The 16,902-nt window shown below is 43.6% G+C and carries 14 protein-coding genes; 7 read left to right on the top strand and 7 right to left on the bottom strand.

The window, feature by feature from the left end; genetic code table 11:
- Positions 1 to 340 precede the first annotated feature (340 nt).
- Both LC455_RS22640 and LC455_RS22635 read left to right on the top strand, forming a co-directional pair.
- Positions 341 to 2,143, top strand: a complete 1,803-nt coding sequence (locus LC455_RS22640; RefSeq protein WP_223594243.1) for an N-acetylmuramoyl-L-alanine amidase — start codon at positions 341 to 343, stop codon at positions 2,141 to 2,143.
- A gap of 127 nt (positions 2,144 to 2,270) precedes the next feature.
- Positions 2,271 to 2,717, top strand: a complete 447-nt coding sequence (locus tag LC455_RS22635; RefSeq protein ID WP_223594241.1) for a DUF6376 family protein — start codon at positions 2,271 to 2,273, stop codon at positions 2,715 to 2,717.
- A 92-nt stretch (positions 2,718 to 2,809) separates the two neighbouring features.
- Here the strand turns inward: LC455_RS22635 and LC455_RS22630 are convergent, their stop codons facing one another.
- The 4 genes from LC455_RS22630 to LC455_RS22615 form a co-directional block, all read right to left on the bottom strand.
- Positions 2,810 to 4,132 (bottom strand): sensor histidine kinase, encoded by a 1,323-nt coding sequence (locus LC455_RS22630; protein WP_223594239.1) that lies wholly within the window; start codon positions 4,130 to 4,132, stop codon positions 2,810 to 2,812.
- A gap of 1 nt (position 4,133) precedes the next feature.
- The gene (locus LC455_RS22625; protein ID WP_223594237.1) at positions 4,134 to 4,811 is read right to left on the bottom strand and encodes a response regulator transcription factor; all 678 of its coding nucleotides are present in this window, start codon (positions 4,809 to 4,811) and stop codon (positions 4,134 to 4,136) included.
- 68 nt (positions 4,812 to 4,879) lie between these two features.
- On the bottom strand, positions 4,880 to 5,392 hold the full coding sequence (locus tag LC455_RS22620) for a hypothetical protein (RefSeq protein ID WP_223594235.1): 513 nt from the start codon (positions 5,390 to 5,392) through the stop codon (positions 4,880 to 4,882).
- Positions 5,393 to 5,534: 142 nt separating this feature from the next.
- Positions 5,535 to 7,007, bottom strand: a complete 1,473-nt coding sequence (locus LC455_RS22615; RefSeq protein WP_223594285.1) for a S8 family serine peptidase — start codon at positions 7,005 to 7,007, stop codon at positions 5,535 to 5,537.
- Positions 7,008 to 7,358: 351 nt separating this feature from the next.
- Here LC455_RS22615 and LC455_RS22610 point away from each other — a divergent pair, with 351 nt between their 5' ends.
- The gene (locus tag LC455_RS22610) at positions 7,359 to 9,389 is read left to right on the top strand and encodes a molybdopterin-containing oxidoreductase family protein (protein WP_223594233.1); all 2,031 of its coding nucleotides are present in this window, start codon (positions 7,359 to 7,361) and stop codon (positions 9,387 to 9,389) included.
- Between the two features lie 48 nt (positions 9,390 to 9,437).
- On the opposite strand, the gene LC455_RS22605 is transcribed toward LC455_RS22610, so the two are convergent.
- On the bottom strand, positions 9,438 to 10,271 hold the full coding sequence (locus LC455_RS22605; protein WP_223594231.1) for a YitT family protein: 834 nt from the start codon (positions 10,269 to 10,271) through the stop codon (positions 9,438 to 9,440).
- A 247-nt stretch (positions 10,272 to 10,518) separates the two neighbouring features.
- Positions 10,519 to 11,490 carry a UDP-glucose 4-epimerase GalE gene (gene galE / locus LC455_RS22600; RefSeq protein ID WP_223594230.1) on the bottom strand — a complete coding sequence of 324 codons (972 nt, stop codon included), beginning with the start codon at positions 11,488 to 11,490 and terminating at the stop codon, positions 10,519 to 10,521.
- Positions 11,491 to 11,682: 192 nt separating this feature from the next.
- On the opposite strand from galE, the gene LC455_RS22595 reads away from it, so the two are divergent.
- Positions 11,683 to 12,186 (top strand): Lrp/AsnC family transcriptional regulator, encoded by a 504-nt coding sequence (locus tag LC455_RS22595; RefSeq protein WP_223594223.1) that lies wholly within the window; start codon positions 11,683 to 11,685, stop codon positions 12,184 to 12,186.
- Positions 12,183 to 13,388 carry an aminotransferase gene (locus LC455_RS22590; RefSeq protein ID WP_223594221.1) on the top strand — a complete coding sequence of 402 codons (1,206 nt, stop codon included), beginning with the start codon at positions 12,183 to 12,185 and terminating at the stop codon, positions 13,386 to 13,388. The genes LC455_RS22595 and LC455_RS22590 overlap by 4 nt, the downstream gene beginning before the upstream one ends.
- Before the next feature lie 104 nt (positions 13,389 to 13,492).
- On the opposite strand, the gene LC455_RS22585 is transcribed toward LC455_RS22590, so the two are convergent.
- A complete protein-coding gene (locus tag LC455_RS22585) occupies positions 13,493 to 13,801 on the bottom strand; it encodes a hypothetical protein (protein WP_223594219.1) in 309 nt (102 codons plus the stop codon).
- Between the two features lie 170 nt (positions 13,802 to 13,971).
- Between LC455_RS22585 and LC455_RS22580 the strand changes: the two genes are divergently transcribed.
- Both LC455_RS22580 and LC455_RS22575 read left to right on the top strand, forming a co-directional pair.
- A complete protein-coding gene (locus tag LC455_RS22580; protein ID WP_223594217.1) occupies positions 13,972 to 15,273 on the top strand; it encodes an NCS2 family permease in 1,302 nt (433 codons plus the stop codon).
- Positions 15,274 to 15,483: 210 nt separating this feature from the next.
- Positions 15,484 to 16,836: an N-acetylmuramoyl-L-alanine amidase gene (locus tag LC455_RS22575; RefSeq protein ID WP_223594216.1), complete on the top strand. Its 1,353-nt coding sequence runs from the start codon at positions 15,484 to 15,486 to the stop codon at positions 16,834 to 16,836.
- The last annotated feature ends 66 nt before the right edge of the window (positions 16,837 to 16,902 follow it).

Here is a 16,902-nt window from a genome sequence, read left to right as displayed (position 1 = left end):
TTAATATTTGTATATCTTACGGCCACAAAAATATAAAGTGATGATTATAAAAATTTGTCGACCAATTCTTTTACACGAGATTACTCATTTCCCGGGAAACATTCATTATTCGACGTTATTCCCCTCCTTATTTCCAAAAATGGTAGAAAGATGTCGAATTTTCCTTCACATAATAAAAAAATCAGTTTAATATAAAAAGGGAGCAAAACGGAAACATTTGGTAACATCATTCGATAAGGGAGCGTGAGAGTCTAGTAGTGAAGCCATACAACCTTTCAACTCGAGGTTGTACCGACTCGACTCTTTAGAGTTAAATAAAAGATTAAAGGGGTACTATGCTTTGAAACAAAAACTATTAATCTTCTCAATTTTCGTCCTGTTATTCGCGGGATTGGGGATCGGAACTAGCCATACGTATGCCGCCAGTTCGGGCTGGAAGCAGGAAAGTGGCAAATGGTATTACTATAAAAATGATATGGCGGTAAAAGGCTGGTTATACATAGGAAATAAGTGGTATTACATGGATAAAACCGGAACAATGCAAACCGGTTGGGTGCTGGATCAGAATAAATGGTATTACATGGCTCCATCGGGCGCGATGCAGACCGGTTGGATTAACGTTAATAACAAATGGTATTACCTTCAATCAAGCGGCGTGATGAAAACGGGATGGCTGCTGCTTGGTTCCAGCTGGTATTATCTTAAGTCCAGCGGCGAAAGAAGCACCGGACTACTAACCATCAATTCAAAATTGTACTATTTTAATAGTTTAGGTGTCATGGGGTCGAATCTATGGCAGGAAATAGGCGGCAAAAAATATTACTTTACTATTGATGGTGCCGCAGCCAAAGGCATCACTGATATTCTGGGAAAAAGATATCTTTTTAACACAGATGGTACGCTTGTCTATGGTTGGGGCAAGGTGGATGGAAAATGGTATTTTTCCAATAATGAAGGTGTAATTCAAACAGGCTGGATTACCTACAAGGATAAAAAATATTTGTTAGACCAAAATGGCATCATGCTTACCGGCTGGTATCAAGAGCAAGGGAAAACCTACTTTTTCGATAATAACGGAGCTTTAAAAACGGGCTTAGCTATCTTGTATGGGAAGGGATATTATTTCGGTAACGATGGTTCCCTATTTAGTGGCGGCTGGTTTACTGCCGAAGCAAAAAAATATTACGCAAATAATGCGGGTCAGCTTCAAAAGGGATGGCTGCTTTTGAATAACATTTGGTATTACCTTGGTGACGATTTTGCTATGAAATCAGGCTGGATACTTAACGGTGGAAAATGGTACTTTTTAAATGGCCAAGGTGAAATGCAAACAGGGTGGCTGGATAATAACGGCGGGCGATATTACTTAAATTCAGGCGGGGACATGCAAACTGGCTGGATAAATCTAAGCGGCAAATGGTTTTACTTTAATCAGTCAGGGCAGCTGAAAACAGGGTGGTTCCAAGATAAAGGCAACTGGTATTATGCCGACAATAATGGCATCATGCAGACTGGCTGGATTACGGTTAATGGCACGGATTTCTTTTTAGAGTCCAGTGGTGTTTGGGTTCCTATTTCCCGGGATTTAGAAGGGAAAGTAATTGTTCTCGATCCCGGTCATGGAGGTTATGATGGCGGGGCGAGTGCCGCAGGTGTTCTTGAAAAAACCATCAACCTGCAGGTCAGCTTGAAATTTGCCGACATGTTAAAACGGCACGGAGCTACGGTTTATTTGACTAGGAGCACGGATGAATTTATTTCATTGGATGGAAGGGTCGAATTTTCCAATTCCATTAAGCCAGATGCGTTTATCAGTATTCACGTCAATTCGGCAGGAAACATTGGGAGCTCCGCCCAGGGGATTGAAACCTATTTTAATTCTGTCGACGGAGTGATGCCTGAGGAAAGCAAGAAGCTAGCGACCTACCTTCAGAATGAAGTCATTAAAGCAACCGGCGCTGTCACAAGGGGCGTGAAGGACGAGAGCTTCCGGGTAATAAGAGGGAATAACGCACCGGCAGTCTTAATGGAAATCGGCTTCATTACCAATAACGGGGAACGGGCCAATCTTATCAGCGACAGCTACCAAAACAAACTATGTAATGGATTAATAAACGGATTACTGAAGTTTTTCAATCAATAAAGAGAAATAAAGCATTGACAATAGGATGCAAAATCCGTATAGTCAATGCTTTTTTTGGTGAAAAAGAAACTAACCAGATTAACAAACGTATAATAGTACAATTGGTGAAAAAAAGGAGGGTTTCAGAATGAAAAAATCGATAATGATTCTATTTACCAGCTTTTTGATGCTGCTTAGTGGTTGTTCCCTGCTTAATGATGCAAAGAATACGGTCACGTATATAAACGAGGCAACTAGTTATTTAGATAAGGCGACTGCTTTTGCTAATGACGCCCCTTCTCTTGCCCAACAAGCTGTAGGAAATCAGCAGGCAGCTAAACAGCTTGAAACAATGCTAAAGCAGATGAAACAAGAAATACAATCCTTTAATCAACTGCAGGCACCGGATATAGCTGTTGATTTACATCAGCAAATTATTGATCAAAACAATAAGCTATTAGATGGAATTAACCTCTATTTAAATAATTTTAAGAACGGCTTACTAGACCCATCCGTTTTACAAAACACCGAACTCTTTCAAACCGTTCAGGACATTACCAGCATTATTAATCAGATCAAACAGCTTGGGCAGTAATGCCACTTCGAAATCACACAAGAAAGTGTCCACCATACGCGGACAAAACTCAGGAATTGTCCACGTGTGGTGCCTGACACCTTTAACACCATTTACACCTTTCTTAACCAAATTTGGAACACCGCACCACCTTGCACTCCGTTCATCGCATTAATTGTTCCTCCATGTCCTTCAATGATGGCTTTGGTGATGGCAAGGCCGATTCCCGAACCGCCCTCCTCACCGCTATAGAATCGCTGGAACACCTTGTCCACTTCTCCTGGCGCGAACCCGGAGCCATTATCCATTACTTCTATCAGCAACGTCTTCCCATCCCTTATGCTGCTTTTCACGATGACCGCCGATTTTGCATAGCGGATGGCATTCCCAAACAAATTGATAAAGGCCCGCTTCATTTTTTCACTGTCGACCATAACCAGCTCGGAGATAGCCCCTTCAATAACAATTTCAATTTCCCGCTGATCGGCTAACGCTGCAACACTATCCATCGCCTCTTGAATAAGAGTTTCTAACGACTCACGCTTGAACACAAAGCTTTCTTCGACACTCTCAAGCCTCGCTAAATAGGTAATTCCTTCAACAATCCGCTTCAGCCGCTGGCTTTCAGCAATAATGACGTTTAAGCTTTTATTCACATCTTCACCGGTCACGACGCCATCCAATATTCCTTCTGCATTACCTTGAATCGCCATCAGCGGCGTTTTCAATTCGTGTGAAGCATTTTGAAAAAATACCTTTTGGTCCTCATCATACTGCTTCAGCCTCCGAGATAAAGCATTAAAGCTTTCAGCGAGTTCGCCAATTTCGTCCTTGGTCGTTAGGCGTATCTCCCTGTTCGCCCCTTTCAACGAATAATTTTTCATATGTTCGCTAAGGTTGCGAATGGGTCGCGTTATGCCTTTTTTGAAAAATAAGCCTAAAACCACAGCGATCAATGCCGAAAGCACCAAACTAATCAGCTGTGACTTCCGCATTAATCGATTCAGTTCCTGAACCTCATCCAGTCTGGCTACTAAGGTTACATATCCTCGCGTCTTCCCATTTTTTGCTTGAATCGGCACCGTTTCCGAAACAAAATTTCTTTTGGCTCCCTGTCTGAATTCCGCTAAGACAGCTTCTTTTAAATCTGTATAAACAATCTCCTGCCGCGCCGTCCAGATAATCATTTTGGAAGACAATAACCGCTCCGTGACAGCCAGCGCCTTTCGATTCATAAGCTTTTCCTCAATTACCGGTCTTGAGAGAGACGACTTGCCAAGTAATTGACTCATTACCGTGGCTTCCTTATGTAATTGCTGTTCGGTTTCGTGAATCAAATATCGCTGCGAGATAAAGCGAAAGGATACGCTTGTAATGATGAATATAATGATAATCAATAAAAAATAAGTGAATAAGAGCTTCGATCCTAATTTCATCCTACTCATCCAATCTGTACCCATATCCCCAAATCGTCGACACCGCCACCGTTGACTGGTGCTGCTCTAATTTTTTCCGGACCCGCTTAACCAAATCATCGATTAGCCGCCCATCTCCTGCGAACTCATACCCCCAAATAAACTCCAGCAGTTCTTCTCTTGTAAAAGGCTTCCCTTTGTTTTGCGCCAAAAAGCAGAACAAATCGTACTCCTTGGTCGTCATTTTGATTTCCTGGCCTTCTTTTTCTATGTATCGCCGCTCTGTATCAATATTGACATCCCTTATATTCAGAATTTGCGTCCCGCTGCCAGCCGTTTTCCCAAGCCGCTTAAATATATTTTTAATTCGAACCATCAGTTCACGCGGGCTGAATGGCTTCGTCAAGTAATCGTCCCCGCCAAGCTCCAAGCCCAAAATTCGATCAAATTCACCGTCTCTTGCGGAGACAAAAATAATTGGAATATCGCTCACCCGGCGAATCTCTTTGCAGAGCTCAATTCCATCGAGATGAGGCATCATGATGTCGATGATCAATAAATCCGGCCTAAGCCGCAGCATTTCCTGAAAAACTTGTCTTCCTTCTGAAAAAAGTGTCACTTTGTATCCTTCATTTTCGATATATTTCTGCAAAATATCCCTAATATTCTTCTCATCATCCACAACAAAAATATGCTTCATCAAAGGTTCACCTCGGTTCCATTATATAATAAAGAAGAGATAGCACTGAACACTATCTCTTCCCGACTTTATTTTAATATCTCAATCATCTTATCCAGTTCTGCCAGCTTCTCTTTCATTTTTTCATTAATCTTTTGCTGTGTCGCTATCAACTTGGTGAACTGTTCACTGCCTTCGCCTTTTTTCAGGTCTTCTTTCAGTGTCTTCCGCTCATTGCGTCCCTCTTGGATAAGCGTCTTCATATCGCTGTTTAGTGCCTTTAATTGCTGCTTTACTTCTTTTGCCTGCTTTATGTCTTCTTTATTGCCGCTTTGTTTGGCAGCCACAACTAAATCGAGGAGCTGGTCCCTTTTTTCAATCATTTGTTTCTTCAGGTCAAGGCGCTCTTTGCGAAGCTGATTTACTTGATGAATTTGATCTTTAAATTGGCTAATCACCTCAAACCGTTTGCCAGCATGTCCTGCTTTTGCTTCTACTTTTGCCGGCGGATTTTCCGCAGCGGAAACACTTTGGATTTTATAAACGCCGCCTAACAGCATCAAGGCTCCAACCCCGACAATCAATCCTTTTTTTAGATTCATTTCCATCACTCCTTTCATCTTCAGTATAGACAAAGAGTGTGGCAGAACTTCGGGATAAATGTGTGAAAAGTGTGTGAAAATAGGCTGGGCGATAAAAAAGAAGCCCAGCCTAAATGGAGTCATTTAAGCTGGGCTGATTAGATTATTTACCTGTTAAGGCCGTGTACGCATTGGCTTCGCCAGAGCCGAACAGTTCATCGTGGCCTTTTTTGCCATAATCTAAGGCAGTCTTCTCAATTAAAGCCTCCACTTGTGCTGGAGTATAATTTGGGTGAGCCGCCTTGATAACACCAGCGATTCCAGCTACTTTTGGTGAGGCCATGGACGTGCCGTGCAGGTAGGCGTAGCCTTCATTAGTATCCATAGTAAAATATGGGTCTAAGTATGTTGGCCATGTGGATAATGCACGATACGTAAAATCACGTTTATTTAAATCACCTGTTGCAACATAATCCGGACCGTTGTCTCCTCCAGGAGCCGCTACATCAATAAAGCTATTTCCGTAGTTTGAATAGAAGGCTAGCTGATCTGTTGACCATTTGTTGGAGGATGAAACAGTAATAACTCCAGGAAGTCCTCCAGGTGTTTCAATAGCCACGCCTGTAAATACTAGATTAGCATCACCATATGCCGCATTCATATAATCTGTTAGTGACTTTTTATCAGCGTAGTTCAATGATTCATTTCCAGCCGAAGTAACAACGGTGACATTTTTATTAACCGCATATTTGATGGCCCGCTTCCAGAGAAGAACATCAGCAATATCATTATAACGAGTGCCGTTATAGTAATACTTCAAATTATCAAAGCCGCCAATTGACATATTAATGACATCTACTTTATCGTTTGCGGCTGCAATAATACCCCCTACAATTGGTCCTGTCGGTGCACCACCTGTAGCAGCAAAAACACGATAAGAACGGATTCCTAAGCCTGGACCAACACCCTTAATTTTCCCATTGCCCGCAATCGATCCTGCCACATGTGTTCCATGGCCGGCACGGTCTTTCACATCAGTTTTGTCACCTGTTTCTGATGAATCGTTACCAGTATAACCTCCTGCAGGCACCATATTTTGACCACCAAGGAAATTCGCTTTTAAATCCGGATGATTGAAGTCGATGCCGGTGTCGATAACACCTACAACTGCTTTATGAGTTGTGCCGTTGCCACCTTTTTCGATAGCAAATGATTTTCCCTCATTAGTTAAATGCCTAATATCCCATTGGGAACTCCAAAATGTTCCGTCGGCATCAAGAGTTAGTGTTACCGGCAGACCATCCGAACCCGCTGGCTGTTCATCATCGAGTTTATGAAATTTCTCAACATTCGCCGCCACAATAGTTCCGCTCGACTTTAACTGGCTGAGGAAATTGGGATTCGTTGAGCGAACTTCTACCCCGCCAATTTCTGGTAGCGCTTTCAAAACTTCTCCGCCCGCATTCTTAATCTCAGCAAGATAGTTCTTTGGTAAAGACTGACTATAAGCAATCAAATAATTTTTGCTTACTGTCTGTGTACTGGCAGATGTGTGAACACTAGTTGAAAACCCTAATAAAGACATTGCTAAAACACTGCTGGCGGCAATCGCCATTCCTCTTTTTTTCTTTTTCATAAGCAAGACCTCCTCTATATTTGTCCCAACGTTCTTAATTTTAAAACTATTAATTCTCCCTTGAAAACAAATACTTCTCGATAAAGAATGACAAACGATGCAGAACTTGCCTAAGCTTGTCTTTATTTGAAATTTTGTAGTAAAACGAGAAAACTCCATTTCTAGTCATAATTCCTTCATTTTCATCAAAAAACCTCTCTGCACTATGCAAAGAGGTCCTACAATAACCTTTGTAAACCAAAAACCTCGTACCTGACACCAAAGCACCTCTTCCATTATACTATTATACAAACCTGCATATCTATTAATGATGTAAAGATGGAAGCCATCCTTTTTGAGAGGAGATTTTTCATGGAGCGAAACGGTATTTTTCATTCAGTTTGCCCGCTGGACTGCCCGGATCAGTGCGGATTGCTTTTACATAAAAAAGACGGGAAAATCGTCAAGGTCGAGGGTGACCCCGAGCATCCGGTTACGAAGGGGCATATTTGCAACAAGGTACGGAATATGACGGAACGGATATATGATGAGAATCGATTGAAATACCCGCTGAAACGCACAGGGCTCAAAGGCGAGGGAAAGTTCACGAGAATCAGCTGGGAAGAAGCCTTGAGAACGATTACGGCACACTGGTCGGAACTTATTCAATCAGATGGTCCGGAAAGCATCCTCCCCTACAGTTTTTATGGGAACATGGGGAGGCTCAGCGCGGAAGGAATGGACCGCCGCTTTTTCCACCGCCTCGGTGCTTCCAGACTCGATCAAACAATTTGCTCTTCAGCCGGCTCCGTTGGCTATAAATATACCATGGGCGGAAGCCTTGGAATCGATCCGGAAGAAACGATCCATTCCAAGCTGATCATTTTTTGGGGCATCAATGCTGCCAGCACCAATATGCATCAGGTAGCCCTTGCGCAAAAAGCCCGAAAGCAAAACGGTGCTAAAATCATCGTCATCGATGTTCATAAAAACCAAACGGGCAGATTAGCAGATTGGTTTATTCCGATTTTACCCGGCACAGACAGCGCACTCGCCCTTGGGCTCATGCATATTTTGTTTGCCGAAAACATGGTGGACCAGGACTTTCTCCAAACCTATACCGTTGGTCATGAAGAGCTCCGGGAACATGTTATGCAGTACGATCCAGAGACGGTTTCCGCCATCACTGGAGTTCCAGTTGCGGACATTTTCAAACTTGCACGGATGTATGGAGAAGCGTCACCTTCTTTTATTCGAATTGGCAACGGGCCACAGCATCACGACAATGGCGGGATGTTCGTTCGGACCGTCTCTTGTTTGCCTGCCCTTACCGGCCAATGGCTTGTTAAAGGCGGAGGTGCGATTAAGGGAAATTCGGGGTACCTTCTACCGAATACTGAATGCCTGCAGCGTCCTGACCTTTTGAAAAATAAAAACACGCGCATCGTGAACATGAATTTGCTCGGTGAAGCATTGCAGGCCCTTAACCAGCCTATTAAGTCCCTTTATGTATACGGCTCAAACCCGGCAGTTGTTGCTCCGTCCAGTCATAAAGTAAGAGCAGGCCTTGCCCGAGAAAATTTATTTACCGTCGTTCACGATTTATTTTTAACCGAAACGGCCAAGTATGCCGACATTGTCTTACCCGCAACGTCGTCCTTCGAAAATACGGATATTTATACGTCCTACTGGCACCACTTTGCCCAGCTTCAGCAGCCGGTAATTGAACCATTTGGGGAAGCTAAATCAAATGTCGAAGTTTTTCGCTTACTGGCGCATACTATGGGATTCGGTGATGAAGCAGCCTTCAAAGAAACTGAGGCAGAGATGATTGAAGGCGCGTTGAATAACCCGCGGAATCCATATTTGGAAGGAATTAATTTTGACAGGTTATCCGAGTCGAATTATCTAAAAGCCAAGGTAAAACCGTTGTTTCCTGGAAAACTTCCAACGCCTAGCGGAAAAATAGAATTATTTTCTGAGCGGATGAAGCAGGACGGACACCCGCCGCTCCCAACCTATATTCCGCTCGTGAACGATGGGGATCATCCATATCAATTTGTGCCTGGGCCAAATCATAATTTCTTAAATTCTACTTTTTCTAACAACCAGAAGCATGTAGACCTGGAAAAAGAACCGCGATTGCATATGAATCAGAAGGATGCCCTGGCAGCTGGCATTCAAGATGGCGAAATGGTGCGTGTATGGAATGATCGCGGGGAATGTGTGCTGAAGGTTTCAATCGGCGAAAACGTCCTTTCTGGAGTCGTAGTCAGCCAGGGACTTTGGGCCGACGAAAATGGAACGAAACAGTTGGTTAACGTCCTCACCCCGGATCGAATTGCCGACATGGGAGGCGGTGCCACCTTCTTTTCCGGCCGTGTCAGCATCGAAAAAACTTAATTTTTACTAACAAAAGCTCCCTGGGTTCTCGAACCAGGGAACTTTTGTTCAACTTGCTTTGTAACCTTTGCCCATCATTTCGTGGACGTTATGGACGGTGACGTAAGCGTTTTCGTCGATTGTTTTAATAATATTTTTCAACTGGATGATTTCCTGTTTATTGATGACGATATAGAGAACTTCCTTGTTCTGACCAGTATAGCCGCCGCGTCCATCTAAAATGGTCAAGCCACGCGACATTTTATTCGTAATCCCTTCGAGCACCTGCTCTGGCGTGTTCGAGATAATCAAGACGGCGACCCGCTCATCAAGCCCTTCAACGATGAAATCAATCGCCTTCGCCCCTACATACACAATCAAAAGCGTATACATCGCCTTTTCCAAACCGATGATCGGAATCGAGCCTGCCACCACGATAATATCAATAATGAGCACAGATTTACCAAGGCTCCAGCCGAAAAATTGCGTCGCCAGCCTAGCTATAATGGTTGTTCCGCCTGACGTTCCGCCCGCACGAAATATAAAGCCAATCCCGCCATTCACTAACAATCCGGCAAAAAGGGAAGCGAGCAGGGTATCCTCTGTTATCCGTTTGCTGACATCCTCTGTTAAAAATAAAAACCCTGAGCAGGCCGCAATCGAAATCAACGTATAAACAAACGCTCTTTTTTCAAAAAATTTATAGCCGACCACGATCAGCACAGCATTTAAGACAAAGTTTACGACCCCAGGTGACCAATTCCACAAATAGTGCAAAATGATGGTAATACCTAAAAGTCCGCCTTCGGAAAGATGATTGGGAATCGTGAAAAAATTAACTCCGACCGCAAAAATAAACGCACCCAGTATAATGAAAAGCATATCTTTAAATAGTTTCCTCATTAAAATGCCATCCTTCTATTATGCCGCCCATTTAGAGCACACAAAATCATTTCTTGCAATAATGATACAACAAAATGATAGACTCTAGTAACATAAATTGAGGCATAAAAAAAGAACAGAAACATCCGTCTCTGCCCTTCCCTAAAAATTGTGGTTTCAAACATCGCCTCTTTGTCCACTGCACAAGGACATTTGTCCACGAATGGTGCCTGACACCACAATAACACCACAATGACACACACTTTTTTTAATACTTCTGCGTCCGGTGCCATTTCCAGGCATCGCCGATGATTTGTTCAAGGTTTCGCTGGGCTTTCCAGCCTAGTTCATCAAGGATTTTAGCTGAAGAAGCAACGAGTCTGGCTGGGTCGCCAGCACGGCGGTCGGCCATTTCGACATTGGCTTTTACCCCAGTTACTTTTTCACAGGTCTCGATAACTTCCTTCACAGAATAGCCAAGTCCGTTCCCTAAATTATAAATCTCTGCTGACTTCTTCCCAGATAGCAGCGCCTCAAGGGCAAGAATATGAGCGGCAGCCAAATCAGTAACATGGATATAATCGCGGATACATGTACCATCCGGAGTGTCATAATCATCCCCAAACACAGACACCTTTTCCCGCTGACCTAATAATTGCTGCAGCACAATCGGGATTAAATGTGTTTCCGGATCATGACTTTCGCCAATCACCGCGGAGTCATGCGCTCCTGCAGCATTAAAGTAACGAAGCACCACATAATTTAAACCGTAGGCCTTTGAAAAATCAGCCAGAACCTGCTCGACCATCAGCTTAGAATGACCATACGGGTTAATTGGTGCAGTCACTGTTGATTCATCAATGATTTCCACATTCGGTATGCCATAGGTTGCTGCTGTAGAAGAGAAAATAAAGTTTTTTACTTGAAATTTCACCATGACCTTCAACAAAGTCAAAGTAGAGGCTACATTATTTTGATAATATTTTAAAGGATCAATAACAGACTCTCCAACCAGGCTATTGGCCGCAAAGTGCATGACCGCCTTGATGGGATAGCTTCTAAAGATCATTTGCAAATCCTCTTCATTGCCAAGGTCTCCCTTAACAAAAATAGCCCGGCTATCAACGGCCTCGCGGTGGCCCGTAGACAGGTTATCCAATACAACGACCTCTTCTTTTTCGACTAAATCCTTCACAAGATGGCTGCCAATGTATCCAGCGCCGCCGACAACGAGAATCATAGTTCATTTCCCCTTACATTAAATTCTATACCGTAAGTATTATAGCACTTTTATCCAACGACCGCTTGTCAGGTGTATTTGCTAATAATTCCCTATTAAAAATCTTCTAGTGTCAGGCATCTTTTTTCATTGTATTTTCATACTTCGACTATTAAAATCAACAATAAGATTTAATTTTTAGGAGGCCCCACCATGAAACTGAGCAGTGAAGAAATTGAGATATTAAAAATCATCGAAGAAGACCATAAGCTTTCCGTTGAAACGATTGCATCCATGGTACTTAGCAGCGAAGAAAAAGTTAAAGCGGCGATTGAAAAATTAGAGCAGGAAAAAATCATTATCAGTTATCCGACCTTAATCGATTGGAGCAAAGTCGAGGGACAGGAAAACATCATTGCGATGATTGATGTAAAAGTAACCCCGAAGCGCGGGGTCGGCTTTGATGAGGTAGCAGAGCGAATATATCGTTTCCCGGAAGTGACTTCTCTTTATCTTATGAGCGGTGCATACGATTTGTCGATAACCGTTGAAGGTAAAACAATGACGCAAATCGCCACCTTCGTATCGGAAAAATTATCAACGATTGAAAATGTCATTTCCACCACCACCCATTTTATGCTGAAAAAATATAAGCATGACGGGGTCATCTTTGGCGGCGGTGATGAGAAAGATAAACGAATGGTGGTTACACCATGAAACAGGATTATTCCCATTATCTTTCCAAAACAGCAAAAGAGCTTCAGCCATCCGGCATAAGGAAATTTTTCGATTTGGCCGCCAGTATGAAGGACGTGATTTCGCTGGGAGTCGGTGAACCCGACTTTATCACTCCCTGGAACATTCGCGAAGCAGCCATTTTATCGTTAGAACAGGGCGAAACCGCCTATACGGCGAATCCGGGGCTGCTGGAGCTTCGGCAAGAAATCACCAATTATCTGGGAACCAGATTTGGGGTCGAGTACGATCCTAAAAATCAAATTATTGTGACAATCGGAGCCAGTCAGGCCATCGACCTCGCCTTCCGGGCGATTTTAAACCAAGGTGATGAGGTCTTGATTGTGGAACCAGCCTTTGTTTCCTATGCCCCGTTGGTATCGATTGCCGGCGGCACACCTGTTGCTCTTTCAACTTCGCCTGCGAATGGGTTTAAATTGACACCTGAGCAGCTGGAAAATGCCATCACGGAAAAAACAAAAGCAATTTTGCTTTGTTTTCCGAACAATCCAACCGGCACTTCCTTAAACAAGAAGGAACTGACGGAAATCGCCAGAATCGTCGAGAAGCATGATCTAATTGTGGTATCAGATGAAATATACGCGGAATTAACCTATGATGAAGTCTTTACGAGCTTCTCGGCCCTTGAAGGCATGTATGACCGAACCATTTTAATCAACGGTTTCTCCAAAGGCTTTGCAATGACCGGCTGGCGCTTAGGTTTCCTTGCAGCCCCAGCACCGTTTGTGGAAGTTATGCTGAAAATTTTCCAATATACGACGATGTGCGCGCCAACGATGCTGCAGCATGGTGCAATTGAGGCCCTCCGGAACAGTTATCATGATGTGGAAACGATGAAACGAAGCTATCGCAGAAGGCGGAACTTTGTCGTCCAGACCTTGAATAAGATCGGTTTGGATTGCCACATTCCCGGCGGCGCCTTTTATGTGTTTCCATCAATTAAAGCAACCGGCCTGACCTCAGAACAATTTGCGGAACAGCTGCTGATGCAGGAACGAGTTGCAGTAGTCCCTGGCCATGTGTTTGGTGAAAGCGGTGAAGGGTATGTACGTTGCTCTTACGCCACCTCGATGGCCCAGCTTCAAGAAGCGCTCAAGAGAATGCAGCGGTTTTTGGAATCGAAGGGTGTCTATGGGGAGAATGCTGTGGAAATATTGAAATAGACGTGGAAAGCCCAATTCTGTGTAAGGAATTGGGCTTTTTCTTAATTAATATGGGAAATGTTTATTTTTTGAAGTTCAATAGAAGCATTTATTTGGAAGTTAAATTATAACTGAAGGTGAAATTTAAGTTTAGCTAACTCTCTTTCATTTCTAGCTGATTTTTCCCAGATATGTTCTTGTTCTGCTCTAATGTCAGTCACGATATTAAGTATTTCAGTAAATTTCGCCTCATTTTTGCTATCCATGGCGGCTAGTTCCTTCCTCATTCCCTCCTGGTCATTCTTCATTTCATGCTGTTCCTTCTTCATTACCTGCTGTTCTATTTTCATTTCCTGCAGTTGCTGATTAATGTTTCCTACTATCGAAATTATGCTTGATAACATCTCTTCCATTCTCTCTAGTTTTTTTTCCAAGTATGTCACCTCCTATTTTAACAATTATTATACACCAATTTTTCATCCTACTATCGACATCATCCGATATATTTCCATTTTTACTCAAAAAATAATGATTGAAAATCTTACAGGAAACGAATAATATATAAAAGTATTTCAAAAATGTTCGTGTTTTCGGAGGAACCTCAATGTTTAAACTAAATGAAAATCATACAAATGCAAAAACAGAGCTACTGGCGGGGATAACGACCTTCTTTACAATGGTCTATATCGTGGTGGTCAATCCCGTTATTCTTGCTGATGCTGGCGTGCCGTTCCAGCAGGTTTTCACGGCAACCATCATCGCTGCGGTGGTCGGGACTCTTTGGATGGGGCTTTTCGCCAACTATCCAATCGCCATCGCTCCGGGGATGGGTCTTAACGCGTATTTTGCCTATTCTGTCGTCGGCGGCCATCAGGGTATCACCTATCAAACAGCCTTTGCCGCTGTCTTTATTGCCGGTCTTATTTTTGTCATCTTGTCATTAACTCCTTTACGGGAAAAATTAATCGATGCCATTCCGGATAATCTCAAACATGGGATCACTGCTGGAATCGGTTTATTCATTGCTTTTATCGGACTACGCCTGACAAAAATTATTACGGCGCATCCGACAAACCTTGTTGGGCTGGGCGATCTCCATGACCCGTCGGCGATATTGACGCTGGTCGGACTCGCTGTGACCCTTATATTAATGATGCTGCGCGTCAATGGAGCATTATTTTTTGGAATGATTGTGACTGGTCTCATCGCATTTTTCACAGGTCAGCTTTCCTTTAAAAATGGATTCATGGCCCTGCCTTCTCTGCCGGAAGGGCTTATGATTGGGAATCCTATCACCGCATTTGGTGATGTGGTTCAGCACAGTCTTTATGCCGTTGTTTTTTCGTTCATACTTGTTACCATTTTTGATACGACCGGAACGATGATTGGTGTCGCTAACCAAGCAGGCCTGATGAAAAACGGCAAATTTCCACGGGCGCGTCAGGCATTGCTGTCGGATTCCATTGCGACGGCAATTGGCGCCATGTTTGGGACGAGCCCGACCACAGCTTATATTGAATCATCATCAGGCGTTGCAGCCGGCGGACGGACAGGCTTAACTTCACTTACTGTCGCAGCTCTATTTATCCTGTCTGCATTCTTTGGCCCGCTCGTCAGCGCCGTTTCAGGAATTTCCGCCATTACAGCACCTGCACTTATCATTGTCGGAAGCCTGATGATGGGAAGCATTGCGAAAATCCGCTGGGACGAGCTCGACGAAGCTTTCCCGGCCTTCCTGACGATTCTTGCCATGCCATTAACATCCAGTATTGCGACAGGAATCGCCCTTGGATTTATCAGCTATCCGCTATTAAAATTAGTCAAAGGCAAATGGCGTGAGGTTCACCCGCTGCTTTATGTATTTGCGGTTCTGTTCTTTTATCAACTGGCGTTTTTACAGCATTAAGTAAGAAAAGCCCATGCTTGTCGGGGCTAGGCGCTGAAGCTGGACAATTCTCAAAGTCGGATTTTCTTATCATAAATTAAAAGTCCAATTCACATAGGAATTGGACTTTTTTTACATAACGCACTTAAAAACAGGACAAGCACCCTCACGAATACTATCGCCCCTCATACCATATAGATGTACCACTATTTAAAAAAGTGAGGAGATAAAATGAAACTTTATTTAGATCCAGGACACGGCGGTACAGATCCAGGTGCCCAGGGAAATGGTCTAAACGAGAAAGATTTAACATTAGATATTGCGCTAAAAATCCGTACAATCCTATTAAATAATTATGAAAATATTGAAGTGATGATGAGCAGGACTGGCGATATTACGAAAAGCTTAAGCCAGCGGACGAATGAGGCAAATGCTTGGAAGGCCGATTATTATCTGTCTATCCACATCAACGCCGACAGCGGCACTGCCACAGGATATGAGGATTATATTCACAGCAGTTTGTCAGACACTTCAACAACAGCAAAGTATCGTGATATCATCCATGCCGAAGTCATCAAACTGAATCAACTGAAGGACCGCGGAAAGAAGAAGGCCAATTTTCACGTCCTTCGCGAATCAGCCATGCCAGCCATGCTATCCGAAAACGGCTTCATTGACAACCCCCAAGATGCAGCCCTCATGAAGCAGACTTCTTGGCGTCAAAATGTGGCTCAAGGTCATGCCAACGGGATTGCACTAGCATTTAACCTGCAGCCAAAATCCACTGCTCCCGCCGGAACGATCTACAAAGTCATTGCCGGTTCCTTCAAGCTGAGAGAAAATGCGGACAAGCGCGTTGCCTTCCTGCACTCAGTCGGCATTGAATCATTTGTAGTGACCACAACGATTTCTGGTGAAACCCGGTACCGTGTTCAGGCAGGCGCTTTTTCTAGCCGTACAAATGCCGAAACACGCCTGCAGGAGGTCAAAAACGCCGGAATTACAGATGCTTTTATTGAGGCCGAAGCTCCAAGTACAAGCCCAACACCTGCAGAACCAACAGGCTATTCGATCCTTGGCCCGACATATCTTTCCCCGGAACACCTGAATCTTTTTGTAAAAACAGTCAATCCGAACGCAATTGAGATTGGCAAATATTATTTAACCTTCGGTGAATATTATGGAATCAGAGGTGACATCGCCTTCGCTCAAGCCTTGCACGAAACCGACTTTTTCCGTTTTACCGGTGTTGTCCAGCCTGATCAAAACAACTTTGCTGGAATTGGCGCAACAGGACCAAGCAATCCAGGTGCGACCTTTAAAACCCAGGAAGAAGGAGTACTCGCCCACCTGCAGCACCTATTCGCTTACGCTTCTACCGAGCCATTGCCAAATCAATATCCATTAGTTGATCCCCGCTTCAATCTCGTAACAAGAGGGTCTGCTCCAACTTGGACTTCCTTAAACGGGAAATGGGCAGTGCCAGGCACCACTTACGGACAATCTATATTGGAACTTTACAAACGAATGGTTAACTTCGCGAAACTTAATCTTGATTCTGTTGTTAATGAGATCAACAAATAATAAAAAATGCCGGATTCACTCAAGCTGAATCCGGCATTTTTCCGAAAATATTCGTGTGGTGACAGG

It is taken from the genome of Neobacillus bataviensis (assembly GCF_019969725.1).
This window is presented reverse-complemented; position numbering and strand designations above follow the sequence as displayed.